This is a genomic window from Streptomyces sp. NPDC031100, from assembly GCF_055570785.1.
Genome location: NZ_JBVIGN010000003.1, coordinates 700,944 through 715,483 on the forward strand (window position 1 = coordinate 700,944; position 14,540 = coordinate 715,483).

The 14,540-nt window shown below is 72.3% G+C and carries 10 protein-coding genes; 2 read left to right on the plus strand and 8 right to left on the minus strand.

Going from position 1 to position 14,540, the window contains the following annotated elements:
- Positions 1-59 precede the first annotated feature (59 nt).
- The 8 genes from ACZ5DS_RS11085 to ACZ5DS_RS11120 form a co-directional block, all read right to left on the minus strand.
- Entirely contained in the window at positions 60-986 is a 927-nt protein-coding gene (locus tag ACZ5DS_RS11085; RefSeq protein ID WP_468236025.1) for a S66 peptidase family protein, read from the minus strand.
- Positions 983-2,947, minus strand: coding sequence for a prolyl oligopeptidase family serine peptidase (locus tag ACZ5DS_RS11090; RefSeq protein WP_468236027.1), 1,965 nt, complete (start codon positions 2,945-2,947; stop codon positions 983-985). The genes ACZ5DS_RS11085 and ACZ5DS_RS11090 overlap by 4 nt, the downstream gene beginning before the upstream one ends.
- Positions 2,948-2,951: 4 nt before the next feature.
- Positions 2,952-4,256, minus strand: coding sequence for a M20/M25/M40 family metallo-hydrolase (locus ACZ5DS_RS11095; RefSeq protein ID WP_468236030.1), 1,305 nt, complete (start codon positions 4,254-4,256; stop codon positions 2,952-2,954).
- Positions 4,249-5,082: a M55 family metallopeptidase gene (locus ACZ5DS_RS11100; protein WP_468236032.1), complete on the minus strand. Its 834-nt coding sequence runs from the start codon at positions 5,080-5,082 to the stop codon at positions 4,249-4,251. Before ACZ5DS_RS11100 ends, ACZ5DS_RS11095 begins: the two co-directional genes overlap by 8 nt.
- A 57-nt stretch (positions 5,083-5,139) precedes the next feature.
- Positions 5,140-5,865 (minus strand): methyltransferase domain-containing protein, encoded by a 726-nt coding sequence (locus tag ACZ5DS_RS11105; protein WP_468236034.1) that lies wholly within the window; start codon positions 5,863-5,865, stop codon positions 5,140-5,142.
- A 128-nt stretch (positions 5,866-5,993) separates the two neighbouring features.
- Complete coding sequence (locus tag ACZ5DS_RS11110; protein WP_468236037.1) at positions 5,994-8,465, minus strand: ATP-binding SpoIIE family protein phosphatase; 2,472 nt, start codon at positions 8,463-8,465, stop codon at positions 5,994-5,996.
- Positions 8,466-8,632: 167 nt separating this feature from the next.
- Entirely contained in the window at positions 8,633-11,029 is a 2,397-nt protein-coding gene (locus tag ACZ5DS_RS11115; RefSeq protein ID WP_468236039.1) for an MFS transporter, read from the minus strand.
- A gap of 154 nt (positions 11,030-11,183) precedes the next feature.
- Positions 11,184-11,627, minus strand: a complete 444-nt coding sequence (locus tag ACZ5DS_RS11120; protein ID WP_468236041.1) for an SRPBCC family protein — start codon at positions 11,625-11,627, stop codon at positions 11,184-11,186.
- Positions 11,628-11,760: 133 nt separating this feature from the next.
- On the opposite strand from ACZ5DS_RS11120, the gene ACZ5DS_RS11125 reads away from it, so the two are divergent.
- On the plus strand, positions 11,761-12,834 hold the full coding sequence (locus tag ACZ5DS_RS11125; RefSeq protein ID WP_468236043.1) for an Rv2578c family radical SAM protein: 1,074 nt from the start codon (positions 11,761-11,763) through the stop codon (positions 12,832-12,834).
- Positions 12,835-12,970: 136 nt separating this feature from the next.
- Entirely contained in the window at positions 12,971-14,533 is a 1,563-nt protein-coding gene (locus tag ACZ5DS_RS11130; RefSeq protein WP_468236046.1) for an alpha/beta hydrolase, read from the plus strand.
- The last annotated feature ends 7 nt before the right edge of the window (positions 14,534-14,540 follow it).

Here is a 14,540-nt window from a genome sequence, read left to right on the forward strand (position 1 = left end):
GTCAGATCATGGTCAATCGCTCAGTCGGTGGTTTCTTGACGGAGATTCAGTAGTGAAGCTCAGCGCAGGGCGGGCTCGTCCAGCGTCAACGTGCCCGCGTCCGCGTCGAGTTCGGCAGCGACTCCGAAGGGGATGGTCAGTGCACCCGCGCAGTGTCCGAACCCGAAATCCTCGACGACGGGCACCCCGAGCGGGCCGAGCCGGTCGGCGAGCATCGGCCGCAACCGGTCGTAGGGGCCGCAGTCCTCCCAGGAGCCGAGCAGCACCCCGCGCACCCCCTCGAACCAGCCCGAGCGCAGGAGTTGGGTGAGGTAACGATCCAGCCGGTACGTCGTCTCGCCCACGTCCTCCAGGCACAGCAGTCCGCCGTGCGCCGAGGGGCGGGCGTGCGGGGTGCCCCGTTCGGCCGCGAGCAGGTACAGGCAGCCGCCCAGGGTGACCCCGCGGGCCCGCCCGGGGACGAGGGCCGCGCCGCCGCCGGAGGCGATGGTGCGCACGGTCTCCGGGGCGAAGAGGGTGGCCCGCAGATGTTCCTGGGCCCGCTCGTTCTTGATGAAGTCGATGCCGGCCGCCATCGGCCCGTACAGGGTGGAAAGGCCCAGGCGGGTGGCGAAGGCCTCGTGCAGGACGGTGAGGTCGCTGAAGCCGACGAACACCTTCGGCCCGGCCGCCCGCATCGCCTCCCAGTCGAGCAGGTCGATCATCCGCTGCACGCCGTATCCGCCGCGGGCGCACAGCACCGCGTCCACCGCCGGGTCGCACCAGGCGCGCTGGAAATCGGCGGCCCGGTCGGCATCGGTGCCCGCCAGGTAGTCGAACTCCCCGTGCCGGTCCAGCACATGGGGTGCGGCCACCGGGTCGAGGTCCCAGCCGCGCAGCACGTCCAGTCCCGCCTGGAGCCGTTCCTCCGGCACCGGCCCGCTGGTGGCCACGACGGCCACGCGCGCGCCGGGGGCCAGCCGGGTGGGTCGTACCAGTTCTCTCATGTGCGCAACTCCAACTCCGGGACATCGGGCGCGTCCAGCGCGAACACCTGGGCGTACAGGGACAGCTCGGCCTCCAGGGCGCGGACCATGGTGTCGGCGCGCCGGAACCCGTGACCCTCCCCCTCGAAGGTCAGGTAGGCGTGCGGCACGCCGCGGCCCGCGATCCGGGCGAGGAAGCGTTCGCACTGGGCGGGCGGGCAGATCACGTCGTCCAGGCCTTGGAGCAGCAGGAAGGGCACGGTGAGCCGGTCGGCGTGCGCGGTGGGCGAGCGCTCGGCGTACCGGGCGGGTACCTCGGCGCGCGGGCCGATCAGCGACTCCAGGTACCGCGACTCGAAGTCGTGGGTCTCCCCAGGGCCCCAGGTGGCGAGGTCGAGGACGGGGTAGACGATCGTGCCGCAGGCGTAGACGTCGGTCGTGGTCAGGGAGGCGGCGGCGGTCCAGCCGCCCGCGCTGCCGCCCCGGATGGCGAGCCGTCCGGGGTCGGCGGTGCCCTCCTCGGCGAGGGTGCGGGCGACGGCCGCGCAGTCCTCGACGTCCACCACGCCCCACTGCCCGCGCAGCCGCTCGCGGTAGGCGCGGCCGTATCCGGTGGAGCCGCCGTAGTTGACCTCGGCGACCCCGATGCCGCGCGAGGTGAAGTAGGCGATCTCCAGGTCCAGCACGAGCGGCACCCGGCTGGTGGGGCCGCCGTGCGCCCGGATGACGTACGGCGGCAGCTCGCCGTCGAGGGCGGTGCGGCCGGGATGGCGGGGCGGGTGGACGTGGGCGTGCACCTCGCGGCCGTCGGGGCCGGTGAAGGTGCGGACCTGCGGCTCGGGGTAGTACGCCGGGTCGACCGGATCCCGGTGCCGGGCGCCGATCGCGCGGGTGCGTCCGCTCCGGGTGTCCAGCTCGACCACTTCGGGTGCGGTGCGCGGGCCGGCGCCGACGGCGACCACCCGGGTGCCGTGGGCGGCGAGGCCGGGCGCCACCTCGGTCCACGGTCCGGCGGTGTCGGCGATCTCACCGGATTCCGGATCCAGTATCCCGAGTGTGGTCGGCCCGCGACCGTGGACGACCGCGATCAGCCCGTTGTCCAGCGGCGCGAACCAGTGCAGGCCGAGCTTCCACAGCGGCCCGGCGAACTCCTCCTCGCGCGGGCACAGCGGGGTGCCGTCCCGATAGAGGTTCCACCAGCCGCTGCGGTCGCTGGCATACAGAAGACGGCCGTCCGTTGACCATTCCGCCTGAGCGACGGCCTCCTCGGGACCGCCGGCGACCGTCTCGACCGCGTGCAGGGTGCAGTCGTCACGCACCTCGCCGACCAGCAGCTCCGTGCCGTCCCACGGCATCCGCGGATGGTCCCAGGCGAGCCAGGCGGCCCGGCGTCCGTCGGGCGAGAGCCGGGCGCCGGTGACGAACCGGTGCCGGCCGTCGGTGAGCTCGCGCACCGCCGCCCGGTCGTCTGCGGCGGAGCCGTCCAGCGGTACGGCGGCCAGGACGCGCCGCACGTCGTCCGGACCGTCCCCGGTGAACTCCTCCAGCACGCACCACACTTCACCGCGGGCGAGGTCCACCTGGGGTTCCGCCCAGCGCAGCCCGCCGGCCACAGGCCCCACGGGGGTGAGCGGGCGCGGCTCGCCGCCGGGCTCGTACCGGTAGAGCCGCTGGTCGGCGAAGTGCGTGAACACCACGAGGGGTCCGTCGTCCCGCAGCACGCCGGTCCAGGGCCGGCCGCCGTACTCGATGACCCGGCTGCGCACGTTCCACGGCGCGGGCAGCACCGATTCCTCCGTGCCCTCGGCAGAGCGCCGTACCAGTGCCCGGCGGCCGCCCTCGGCGGGCCGGGGCTCGGTCCACCAGACCTCGTCCCCGACGAACCCCACCCACTCCGGCTGCCCGTCGTGCGCGGCGGCCAGCTTCGCGTCGATGGGCGAGGGCCAGGAGCCGTACGCCTGCTTGAGCACCTCGTCCCCCATGCGCCTAGGCCGTCCGCAGGAAGCGGTCGAGGACCCGGACGCCGAAGTGCAGGGCCTCGACGGGGACGCGCTCGTCGACGCCGTGGAACAGCGCCTGGTAGTCGAGGTCCTCGGGCAGTTTCAGCGGGGCGAAGCCGTAGCCGGTGATGCCGAGCCGCGAGAACTGCTTGGCGTCGGTGCCGCCGGACATGCAGTACGGCACCACATGGCCCTCCGGGGCGAACTCCTCGACGGCCGCCTGCATCCTCGCGTACGTCGGTGCGTCCACGGGCGCCTGCAGGGCGACCTCCCGGTGGACGAACTCCCAGTCCACGTCCGGCCCGGTGAGCCGGTCGAGGGTGGAGCGGAACTCCTCCTCGCAGCCGTACAGATACCGCCCGTCGACGAACGCGACCGCCTCCCCGGGGATCACGTTCAGCTTGTATCCGGCCTCCAGCATGGTCGGGTTGGCGCTGTTGCGTACGGTCGCCTCGACCAGCTTGGCGGCCGGGCCGAGCTTCTCCAGCAGCCCGTCCACGTTCCTGAAGTCCGCTTCGAAGCCGTACAGGGCGGCGAGTTGGGTGAGCGCGGCCCGGACGGTCGGGGTGAGCCTCAGCGGCCACTCGTGCTCGCCGATGCGGGTGACGGCGGCGGCGAGCCGGGTCACCGCGTTCTCCTTGTTCACCTTGGAGCCGTGCCCGGCCCGGCCGCGCGCGGTGAGCTTCAGCCAGCCGGTGCCGCGCTCCCCCGCCGCGATCGGGTAGATGTGCCGCCCGGTGCCGTCGTGGAAGGTGAAGGCGCCGGACTCGCCGATGCCTTCCCTGCAGCCCTCGAACAGCTCCGGATGCCGGTCGGCGAGGAACCCCGAGCCGTCCTCGGCGCTGGCCTCCTCGTCGGCGGTGAACGCGATGACGAGATCGCGGCGGGGCCGGATGCCCTGCCGGGCCCAGGAGCGGACGACCGCGAGGATCATCGCGTCCATGTTCTTCATGTCGACGGCACCGCGCCCCCAGACGACGCCGTCGCGGATCTCGCCGGAGAAGGGGTGCACGCTCCAGTCGGCGGCCTCGGCCGGCACCACGTCCAGGTGGCCGTGGACGAGCAGGGCGTCGGCGGACGGGTCGGTGCCTTCGAGCCGTGCGACGACGTTGGTGCGCCCCGGTGTCCGCTCCAGCAGCAGCGGCTCCAGGCCCGCGGCGGCCAGCCGCTCGGCCGCGTACTCGGCGGCGGGCCGTTCCCGGCAGTCGCCGCCGCCCCGGTTGGTGGTGTCGATCCGGATCAGACCGGAGGTGAACTCGACCACCTCGTCCAATGCCTGCTGGTCAGCCATACTGCTCCTCCACCGCGGCCGAGACGATCGTGGTGACCGCCTTGAAGGTCCGGATTCCCTCGTACATGGTGTCGCTGGTGTACGCCACCTTCCGCTCGCCGATGCGGGCGACACCCGGGACGACGGTCGCCGCCATCGCCAGGTGCTCGGCGTCGAACTCGACGGCGACGGTGAACGGCCCGCCCTGGACGGGCTCGTGGCGGGTCGCCAGCTGTGCGGCCTCCTTGGCCGCGGCCCGGATGTCGGCCGCGGTCCGGGCCGGGGTACGGCAGACCGCCGCATACCGGGACACATGATCCTTGACCGCGACCTTCAACGCCTCGGGCGCGTAGCCCAGTGCGTCCTCGCAGGCCAGGTCGTCGCCGGTGACGAGGACGACGGGGACGCCGTACTCGGCGACGACATGCGTGTTCAGCAGACCCTCGCTCGCGCGGATGTCGTTCAGCCACACCCCGGTGATCTGGTTCGCCAGGTAGGTGTGGGCGAGGACGCCCTCCATGCCGGCGCCCGTGTGGTAGCCGATGAAGGCGATGCCGTCGACATCGCCGTGCTGCACGCCCTCCACCATGGACAGCGTCTTGTGCCGCCCGGTGAGCATCTCGACCCGGTCGTCGAGCTGTTCCAGGAGCAGGTTACGCATGCTCCAGTGGGCCTCGTTGACGAGCACCTGGTCGGCGCCGCCGTCGAGGAAGCCGAGGGCGGCGGCGTTCACGTCGGAGGTGAACATCGACCGGCACCGCTCCCACTGCGGTGTTCCGGGCAGAACGTCGGCCGGCCAGGTGACGCCGGTGGCACCCTCCATGTCCGCGCTGATGAGGATCTTCATGCTGGGCACGTTACGCGCCCGGGCAGGGTGAGGCCACGACGGAGCGGTGCCGCGTCGTCAGGACCGGGCGCCGGTCAGCACGAACCAGCGCGCCGGCAGGTCGATGCGGGTTCCGTCGGCGAGGTACTCGGTCTGCGGCAGGGTCGTCTCACCGCCGGCGAGGACCTCCAGGCCGGCCTCGCCGAGCAGGCGCGGGATCTCCTCGTCGTCGGCGTGGGCGGGCTTGAGGCCGTGATGGAAGACGCGGCGCAGCTTGGGCGGCGGGCCGTCGGGGTCGGCGGCTGCGCGCTGGAGGACGTCCCGCGAGCCGGAGGTGAGTTCGACGACGAAGGCGCGCCCCTCGGTGCCGATGATCTCGGCGACGGCGGCGGCGACCGCGGCGCGTGCGTCCGGTTCGCTCTGGTGGATGACGGCCCGCATGTAGACGTGGCTGTCGCCGAGCCGGTCGTGCAGGGCCCGTACGGCGTCGGTGTCGGTCAGGTCGAGCTGCTGGAACTCGACGTCGCCGCCGCTGCCGGCGCGGCGGGCGTGCTCGATGGCGGCCTGCGAGAGGTCGACGCCGACGGCGCGGGCGAACCGGGTGGCGAGGTAGCGGGTCTGGGTGCCGTTGCCGCAGCCGAGGTCGACGATGGTGCGTGCGGTGTCCGCGTGCGGCAGGAACAGTTCGCTGTGCGGTTCGGCGGTGAGGGAGGGATCGGAGTCCCAGATCGCCTCGCCCGTCGCGTCGGAGGTTTCGCTCCAGTAACTCTCCCACGCATGACGGTAGTTGTCCGAGACGTTCATTGTGTTCTCCCCACGGTCGGTTCCGTGATCGGGATATCGCGACGGCCGTCGGTCGGGCAAGGGGCGGGGGGTCACCTTCACCGGAAGTACGGACCCCGGCAACCCCGACGGACGCACACGCCCCCGGTTCAGTGCCGTCCGCTGACGGTCTGTTCGAACCAGACGGTCTTGCGGTGCCCGGTCGCGGTGGCGCCCCACTCGCGGGCCAGCCGGCTGACGACACGCAGGCCCCGGCCGGACTCCTCGTAGGGTCCGGTGCCGAGCATGGCGGGCAGGCCCGGTTCGTCGTCCGTGACTTCGAACAGCAGGGCGTCGGTGCGGACCACCCGCAGTCCCACCCGGCCGCCTCCGCCGTACTGGACGGCGTTGGTGACGACCTCGCTGACCAGCAGCTGCGCGGTCTCCACCGCCTGCGGCAGACCCCACTCGGCCAGCCGGTCACGGACCAGGCGCCGGGCCCGGGCCACCTCACGCGGGTCGGCGTCCAGGTGCCACTCGGCGACGTGGTCGTCGGGGATGCCGTTGAGCCGGGCCATGAGCAGGGCGACGTCGTCCTTGCGGCCGCCGCGGGTGTTGAGGGCACGGATGATCGTGTCGCAGGCGACGTCCATCGAGGCCGCGGGGTGGGCGGCGGACTCGCAGAGCGCGGCGAGGCCCTCGCCGATGTCGGAGCCGCGCACCTCGACCAGTCCGTCGGTGCACAGCACCAGCCGGTCGCCGGGTGAGACGCGGACGACGACGGACTCGAACGCGACACCGCCGACCCCTATGGGGGCGCCGGTGGGCAGGTCGAGCAGTTCGCTGCGGCCGTCCTCGGCGCGCACCAGGACGGGCGGGATGTGTCCGGCGTTGGCGAGGTGGAGTTCGCCGCGGATCGGGTCGTAGACCGTGTACAGACAGGTGGCGAGGTAGTTCTCGCCGAGCCGCCGGGCCAGGTCGTCGAGGTTGCGCAGGAGCCTGGCCGGCGGGGTCTCCAGGGTGGCCATGGTCTGCACGGCCGTGCGCAACTGGCCCATCATCGCGGCCGAGTTGAGGCCGTGGCCCATGACGTCGCCGACCACGAGGGCGGTGCGCGAGCCGGGCAGCTTGATGGTGTCGAACCAGTCGCCGCCGATCCGGCCGAGCCGGGTGCCGGGCAGATAGCGGGTCGCCACGTCACAGCCGGCCATCCGCGGGGTCACCTGCGGCAGCATGCTGTCCTGGAGGGTGTCGGCGACGTTCTCCTGGTAGGTGTACATGCGGGCGTTGTCGAGCACGAGGCCTGCGCGGGCGGCCAGTTCGGCACCGGTGGTGCGGTCCATGTCGTCGAAGGCCGGGCGGTCGGGGCGGCGCATCAGCACCATGAAGCCGAGGACGACGTTGCGCGCCTTGAGCGGGACGATGAGCAGGGAGCGGCCGCCGATCAGCGGCCTGAGGTCGCGCTTCTCGAACTCCCCCGAGATGCGGTCGGACAGCTCCTCGGTGACCCTCGGGATGAGGACCGGTTCGCCGGTGACCATGCACTTGTAGAACGGGGTGTGTTCGGGGAAGGCGAAGGTCTCGCCGACCGGCACGGTGTCGTCCCAGCGGCCGGGTTCGTCGTTGTGCTCGACCCAGACGCGGTGCATCACGGTGGTCGCGTCGGGCGGGCCGTCCGGGAAGCCCTCGCCCGCCAGGACCGCGGAGCGCAGATGGGTGCCGGCGAAGTCCGCGAAACGGGGCACGGCGGCGCTGGTGACCTCGCGGATGGTCTCGCCGAGGTCGAGGGAGGTGCCGATGGCGGAGCTGACCTCGTTGAGGAACTCCAGCCGCTCGCGGACGGCGGCGTACTCCAGGTCCTGCTCGGCGCCGACGGGGATCACCGGCCACGTGCGCTGCTGGGGTACGACGGCTTCGGTGCGGCCGGGGCGGCGCGGCACGCCCCAGTAGGGGGTGACGGGCACCCGGTCGTACTGGCTGAACTCCAGGACGGGGTAGCCGAGTTCGAGGACCTGGGAGATGATGCGGCTGCTGAGTCCGGGGCCCATGTTGGGCAGGATCTCGGGGAGCCGGCGCTCCAGCTCCGCGGAGGCGGGCAGTTCGGTGTGGCGGGCGAAGCCGGGCGCGATGCGTTCGGCGGTCTCGTCGTCGTAGCCGCGCTCCTCGCGCAGCCGGGTGGCGTCGGCGGCGAGCACCAGCAGCCGGGCGGGTCCGGGGCCGACCAGCGGGTAGGCCCACCACAGCACGTCGATCCGCGTGTCGTCGGCCGCCGGGGTGCCGGACGGCTCGTCCGGGGGCGGGAAGAGCCGGGCGCGCCCCGCGGTCGGGTAGTCGGTGCGGCCGCCGAGCGAGGCCTCCAGGTCGGGGCCGAGCCCGTCGTACGTCGTGAAGGAGCCGTAGGCGTCGGCCAGCGCCTCGCCGTGCCCGTCCTCGGAGAGTGCGCCGGAGACCGGCAGGAGGTCCGCGGCGGGGCGCCCGACCGCCTCCTGCCTGGACACGCCGAACAGACGGCCCGCGCCGCTGCTCCAGTGGGACACCAGACCCCCGCGGTCGACGACCACCACGGCCAGTGGAATCCGGCCCGCCGCGGTGTCGCCGGCGGCGCGGCCGGGAGGTGTGTCCCGCTCGCTGCCACGGTCCATGGCCCAGGCCCTCTCTCCCCCACGGCTGTTCGCAAACGATCTGTGAAGCCTGCCACTACCGTACGGCGGCGGCCGGTCGCGATGTGTGGCAATCCTGGAATTGGTTTCACTTGATCACACCGGCGTGCAGCTCAGCGCCCCGCGGGCGCCCCGTGTCGGTCCTCGGGTCAGTCCTCGTGGCTCAGTTGCAGGTCGCGCTCGGTGCGGCCGCCGCCCGCGACCTGCAGCACGGTGGCGACCGGCGGGTAACCTGCGGCGATCACGGTGTACTCGCCGGAGGAGAGGTCCACGAACCGGAACGTTCCGTCGGCTCCGGTGGTGAGCGTGTCGACGACGTTGCCGGCGGCGTCGAGGAGGGTGACGCGCGCGTCCTCGACGGGGCGGCCGCCGCCCGCGCGGACGGTGCCCTTCAGGACGGCGCCGCCCGCGAGTTCGATGTCCTGCCGGGTCTCCCGGGCTGCCTGGACGGTGACCGGGAGCGCGGCGGGGCGGAAGGCGGGGGCGCTGGCGGCGAGGGTGTACTCGCCGGCGACCAGTTCGGTGATGACGTAACCGCCCTCGCGGCCGCTGCGGGTGGCGGCGACGACCTCGCCATGGACATTGGTGAGGGTGACGGTGGCGTCCCGGACGGGGCTGCCGTCGGCGGTGAGGACGCTGCCGGCGAGGCGCCCGGCGCCGCCGAGGACGACGTCGAGTTCGACGGGCCGCTCTCCGACGGTGACGGAGACGGCCTGCGGCTGGTGGCCGCCCGCGGCTGCGATCAGCACGTACGAGCCGGAACCGGGGGTGGCGAGCGCGTACCGGCCGTCCTCGCCACTCGCGCCCCGTCCGATCTGCTGTCCGGTCGCGTCGATGAGGGTGAGCGCCGCGCGGGGCACCACGGTCCCGTCGGGGTGCTGGACCGTGCCGCACACCGGGATTCCGGCGGTGTGGGGCGAACGAGCCCGCGGGATGGGGGCGTTCACGGTGGCGGGCTCCGTCTCGGTGGCGTTGTGGGACACCAGCGGTTTCTCCTTGAGGAAGAAGGCGATGAGCAGGCCGGCGACGAGCACCGGGACGAGGTAGAGGAAGATCCGGGGCATCGCGTCGGCGTAGGCGCGGATGTAGGCGTCGCGCAGGGCCGGCGGCAGCGCGTGGACGAGCTGCGGGGTGAGGGATTCCGGGTCGGGCAGCCGGGCGCCCGTGCGCGCGGGGAGCTGCGTGCGCAGGGCGTCGGTGAGCCGGTCGGCGAAGAGCGTGCCGAAGACGGCGGCGCCGACGCTGCCGCCGATCTGCCGGAAGTAGTTGTTGGCGCTGGTGGCGGTGCCGAGGTCGGCGGGGCGCACCGAGTTCTGCACGGCGAGGACCAGGACGGGCATCACCAGGCCGATACCGGCGCCGAGGACCGCCATCCAGATGCTGTAGTGCAGCCGGGGTGTGTCGGTCTCGAGGCGGGACAGCAGCCACATGCCGACGGCGGAGAGGGCACCGCCGAGGAGGGGGAAGATCTTGTAGCGGCCGGTGTGCGTGATGAGCTGTCCGCCGATGATCGAGGCACCGACGATGCCGGCCATCATGGGCAGCATCAGCAGCCCGGACTCGGTGGCGCTGGCCCCGTCGACCATCTGCAGGAAGGTCGGCAGATAGCTGGCCGCGCCGAACAGGGCGACGCCGATCACGAGGCCGACCAGGCCGCTGACGTTGAAGACGGAGTCCCGGAACAGCCGCAGGGGGATGAGGGGTTCGGCCGCGACGCGCTCGGCGACGAGGAAGAGGGCGGTGGCGACGAGGGCGCCCGCGCCGAGGCCGAGGATCTCCCGGGATTCCCAGGCGTACTCGGTGCCGCCCCAGCTGGTCAGCAGCACCAGGCAGGTGGAGGCCGCGGCGAGCAGGAGCGCGCCGAGCACGTCGAAACGGGCTCGCGCCTGCGGCTTGGGCAGTTTGAGGACGACGGCGACGACGGCGAGGGTGAGCAGGCCGAAGGGGACGTTGACGTAGAAGCACCAGCGCCAGGAGAGGTGGTCGGTGAAGTAGCCGCCGAGCAGGGGGCCCGCGACGGAGGCGAGGCCGAACGCGGCGCCGATCAGGCCCATGTAGCGGCCGCGCCGCCGGGGCGGCACGATGTCGGCGATGATCGCCTGCACGCCGATCATGAGCCCGCCCGCGCCGGCTCCCTGGACGGCGCGGAAGGCGATCAGCTGGTCCATGCTCTGGGCCCGCCCGGCGAGTGCGGAGCCGACGACGAAGGCCAGGATCGCGAACTGGAAGACGCCCTTGCGGCCGAAGAGGTCGCCGAGCTTGCCGTACAGGGGCAGGCCGATGGTGGAGGTGAGCAGATAGGCGGTGATCGCCCAGGACATCCTGTCCAGGCCGTGCAGTTCGCCGACGATCTTCGGCAGCGCGGTGGCGACGATCATCTGGTCGAGCGCGGCGAGCAGCAGCGCCAGCATGAGGCCGAAGAAGACCAACCGCACGCGGCGCGCGCCGAGTTCGGGGGCCGGGGCGGGTGGCGGCGGTTCGGCGGCGGTCTCCTGCGGAGCCGGCGCCACGGCCGTCTCGTGCTGCACCAGAGTCGTCCCGCCCACGGACCGCTCCCCTCGTCGCGCCTGTCACACATTTCCCGCGTAAGGCGACAACTGCGAACAAGTACGGCGAGTTACGGCATCATTCCGGACAGGACGGAGTTCCACTCGAACCGGTGAGAGGGTGCAACACCCCCTCACCGGCCGGGGATTGGGGTTACTTCTCCACCTGGGCGGCGAGGTTGGCGAGGATCGCGTCGTAGATCCGGCCGAGGCCCTTGGGGGCGAACGTCCTCTCGAAGAAGCCGCCGATGCCGCCGGCGCCCGTCCAGGTGGTGGTGACGACGACCCGGGAGTTCCCCTCGCCGGCCGGGGTGACCCGCCAGGTGGTGACCATGGAGGAGTTGCGGTCCTTCTCGACCAGCTCGCCGTCGGTGGGCTCGCTGACCTCCAGGAGGCAGTCGCGCACGCGCTTGCTGGTGGCCTGGAGCCTCCAGTGGACGAGGGTGCCCTCGCCGTCGCCGCCCTCGCGCACCTCGTACTCGCTGAACTGTTCCGGCAGCAGCTGCTGTCGCGTGCCGCTGTAGTCGGCGAGGGCGTCGAACACCGTCTCCGCGTCCGCCGCGACGACCCGCTCAGTAGTGGCCTCGACCTGCGCCATTGCATTCCTCCAGGACCTGGTTTCTCGGGGCTGGGGCAAGCCAACCACCCCGGGACCCGGCCGCCCAAATCGGGGTCGCACGATCATGGGAACGTATGTTCTATTCTGTGGCGAGCGCTACCGAGGAGGCGTCATGCGCTGGGAGAACCTCACCGTGGAATCCAGGGAGCCCGAGGAGTCCGGCGGCCACGGCCGGGCCGCCGATGCCGCGCTGTTCGGCGCGGACGCCGTCACCACCCGCACCTTCGACACGCCCGAGTTCCGCGGGATCACGTTCCACGAGGTGCGGGCCCGCTCGATCCTGAACCGGGTGCCGGGAGCCTCGCGCATGCCGTTCGAATGGACGGTGAACCCCTACCGCGGCTGCACGCACGCGTGCGTGTACTGCTTCGCCCGCAAGACGCACAGCTATCTGGACCTCGACACGGGGATCGACTTCGACACCCAGATCGTGGTGAAGGTGAACGCGCCCGAGCTGCTGCGCCGCCAGCTGGCCTCGCGCCGCTGGCAGGGCGACCACGTGGCGATGGGCACCAACGTCGACTGCTACCAGCGCGCCGAGGGCCGCTACCGGCTGATGCCGGGCATCATCTCGGCCCTGACCGAGTACGCGAACCCGTTCTCGATCCTGACCAAGGGCACCCTGATCCTGCGCGACCTGGACCTGCCGACCCGGGCCGCCCGGGTGACGGACGTCGGCATCTCGGTCTCCGTGGGCTTCACCGACGGCGAGCTGTGGCGCACGGTGGAGCCGGGCACACCGGCGCCCGAGCGCCGTCTGGACGTCGTCCGCACGCTCGGTGAGCACGGGATCGGCTGTGGGGTGCTGATGGCGCCGGTCATCCCGTTCCTGAGCGACCATCCGGCCCAATTGCGGGACACCGTACGGGCGATCGCGGCCGCCGGGGCCACGTCGGTCACGCCCCTGGTGCTGCATCTGCGCCCGGGCGCCCGGGAGTGGTTCATGGCCTGGCTGGGCCGGCACCACCCGTACCTGGTGCGCCGTTACGAGCGGCTGTACGCGGAGGGCGCCTACGCGCCGAAGTGGTACCAGCGCCGGATCACCCGTCAGGTGCACGAGCTGGCCCAGGAGTACGGCATCGGGCCCACGCGCGCGGGGCTGGCCCGGCGGAGCCGGCCGGCGGAGCCCGCGGAGGCCGCCGACCTCCCGGCGATGTCCGAACCGACCCAACTCACTCTCATTTGAGAGCGTTAGAGGGCATCCCTCGACCCAATTGGGTTAATTACTGACATAATACGTTCTTCGGGGCTCTCCTCCCGGGACGATGCGGCGAGAACCGTGGCCCTCGCGGTTCGCATCGCCCTCCGTCCCGGGAGGACCCATGAGGACACGCGCAGCGGTGCTGTGCGCAGCCGCCGCCGTGGTGGCGAGCTCGGTCACGGCCGTGCCCGCGCCCGCGGCCACCACCGCCGAGGCGGCGCAGCCCGCCTGGAAGAAGTGCGGTACCGCCGACTATCCGACCCTCGAGTGCGCAACCCTGAACGTGCCGCTGGACTACACGCACCCCTCCGGCAAGCAGATCACGCTGGCCCTGACCCGCGTCCCGCACACCGCGGCGACCTCCCAGGGTCCGCTGCTGGTCAACCCCGGCGGCCCCGGCGGCAGCGGCCTGCTGCTCGCCGGGTACGTCGCCTCCGTGCTGCCGAAGAGCGTGGCGGCGCAGTACGACGTCATCGGCTTCGATCCGCGCGGGGTGGGCCGGAGCACCCCCGCCCTCGACTGCTCGCCGAGCCACTTCAAGGCGGTGCGCCCCGACACGGTGCCCGCCACGAGCGCGCTGGAGCAGCAGAACATGCAGCGCGCCCAGTCCTTCGCCACCGAGTGCGGCCGCAAGTACGCGAGCCTGCTGCCGTACATCAACACCGTCGCCGCGGCCCGGGACATGGACTCCGTCCGGCAGGCCCTGGGCGCGAAGTCGATCAGCTACTTCGGCTATTCGTACGGCACCTATCTCGGCGCGGTCTACGCGAAGCTCTTCCCCGACCGCGTCCGCCGCCTGGTGCTGGACTCGATCGTGGATCCGACGGGCGTCTGGTACGAGGACAACTTCGGCCAGGACTACGCCTTCGACGACCGCCACCGCGCACTGATGGCGTGGATCGCCAAGTACGACGCGACGTACCGGCTCGGCAAGGACCCCGCGAAGGTCGAGGCCCAGTGGTACGCGATGCGGGCGGCGCTGGCGAAGAAGCCGGCGGACGGCAGGGTCGGCGCCGCCGAGCTGGAGGACACCTTCGTCCGCGGCGCCTACTACAACGGCTACTGGCCCTCCCTCGCCGAGGCGTTCGCGGCCTACGTCCACGACAAGAACACCGATCCGCTGGTGGAGGCGTACCAGGACGCCGCCGCCTCGGACACGGAGGGCGACAACGGCTACAGCGTCTACACGGCGGTGCAGTGCCGTGACGCCACCTGGCCGCGCACCTGGGACCAGTGGCGGACGGACACCTGGGCGGTGTACGAGAAGGCGCCCTTCATGGCCTGGAACAACACCTGGTACAACGCACCGTGCGCGTTCTGGCCGGGCGGCCCCGACAAGCCGGTGGACGTCGCCAACGGCAAGCTGCCGCCGACGCTGCTGTTCCAGGCGACCGACGACGCGGCGACCCCGTATCCCGGCGGGGTGACGGCCCACCGTCTGCTGTCCGGCTCGAGCCTGGTGGTCGAGCAGGGCGGCGGAAACCACGGCATCACCCTGACCGGCAACTCCTGCCTGGACGCGTACCTGGCGGCCTATCTGGCGAACGGCACGGTGCCGCGCGGCACCGGCACGGCCGACGCGGTGTGCCAGAAGTCCCCAGACCCGAAGCCCCGCACGGCGAAGGGGGCCTCGATCTCGTCCCGCGGCTCGACCCTGCACAGCCTGCTGGGCTTCCGTCGCTGACCGGCCC

Excerpts from the sequence above, each read along its gene's own strand:
- ACZ5DS_RS11125 (WP_468236043.1), top strand. The coding sequence starts at position 11,761 with ATGCGCTGGGAGAACCTCACCGTGGAATCCAGGGAGCCCGAGGAGTCC.
- ACZ5DS_RS11130 (WP_468236046.1), top strand. The coding sequence starts at position 12,971 with ATGAGGACACGCGCAGCGGTGCTGTGCGCAGCCGCCGCCGTGGTGGCG.
- ACZ5DS_RS11090 (WP_468236027.1), bottom strand. The coding sequence starts at position 2,947 with ATGGGGGACGAGGTGCTCAAGCAGGCGTACGGCTCCTGGCCCTCGCCC.
- ACZ5DS_RS11085 (WP_468236025.1), bottom strand. The coding sequence starts at position 986 with ATGAGAGAACTGGTACGACCCACCCGGCTGGCCCCCGGCGCGCGCGTG.
- ACZ5DS_RS11095 (WP_468236030.1), bottom strand. The coding sequence starts at position 4,256 with ATGGCTGACCAGCAGGCATTGGACGAGGTGGTCGAGTTCACCTCCGGT.
- ACZ5DS_RS11100 (WP_468236032.1), bottom strand. The coding sequence starts at position 5,082 with ATGAAGATCCTCATCAGCGCGGACATGGAGGGTGCCACCGGCGTCACC.
- ACZ5DS_RS11105 (WP_468236034.1), bottom strand. The coding sequence starts at position 5,865 with ATGAACGTCTCGGACAACTACCGTCATGCGTGGGAGAGTTACTGGAGC.
- ACZ5DS_RS11120 (WP_468236041.1), bottom strand. The coding sequence starts at position 11,627 with ATGGCGCAGGTCGAGGCCACTACTGAGCGGGTCGTCGCGGCGGACGCG.
- ACZ5DS_RS11110 (WP_468236037.1), bottom strand. The coding sequence starts at position 8,465 with ATGGACCGTGGCAGCGAGCGGGACACACCTCCCGGCCGCGCCGCCGGC.